General features: G+C 48.6%; 3 tRNA genes. All 3 read right to left on the bottom strand.

The window, feature by feature from the left end:
• Positions 1 to 50: 50 nt before the first annotated feature.
• The 3 genes from GVV58_RS15320 to GVV58_RS15310 all read right to left on the bottom strand — a co-directional run bounded on the left by GVV58_RS15320 (position 51) and on the right by GVV58_RS15310 (position 365).
• Positions 51 to 135: transfer RNA gene (locus tag GVV58_RS15320), tRNA-Leu, on the bottom strand.
• Between the two features lie 38 nt (positions 136 to 173).
• Positions 174 to 247, bottom strand: a tRNA-Trp gene (locus GVV58_RS15315).
• 33 nt (positions 248 to 280) lie between these two features.
• Positions 281 to 365, bottom strand: a tRNA-Leu gene (locus GVV58_RS15310).
• Positions 366 to 389: the final 24 nt, after the last annotated feature.

The raw sequence follows: 389 nt of genomic DNA, 5'->3' as shown, positions 1-389 counted from the left end.
ATAAATTTCAGGCAATAAAAAAGCAAGGCATCAGCCTTGCTTTAATATGATGGTGGGGACGGAGAGACTCGAACTCTCACACCTCGCGGCGCTGGAACCTAAATCCAGTGCGTCTACCAATTTCGCCACGTCCCCATCGGGGTACCAACTTAGCGTTGGATTTTTTCAAACTTTGGCAGAGGATCAAGGACTCGAACCTTGACGAACGGTTTTGGAGACCGTCATGCTACCATTACACCAATCCTCTACTCGGCCAGTTTACTCAATTGCTTAAGTAAATTGGTGGGGACGGAGAGACTCGAACTCTCACACCTCGCGGCGCTGGAACCTAAATCCAGTGCGTCTACCAATTTCGCCACGTCCCCAATGGCTGTGTATATTATAGAGAT

It is taken from the genome of Acinetobacter sp. 18QD2AZ41W (assembly GCF_009829025.1).
Taxonomy (GTDB): domain Bacteria; phylum Pseudomonadota; class Gammaproteobacteria; order Pseudomonadales; family Moraxellaceae; genus Acinetobacter; species Acinetobacter pseudolwoffii.
Note: the sequence above shows the minus strand (reverse complement) of the source record. Positions and strands in the feature narration are given on the sequence as shown.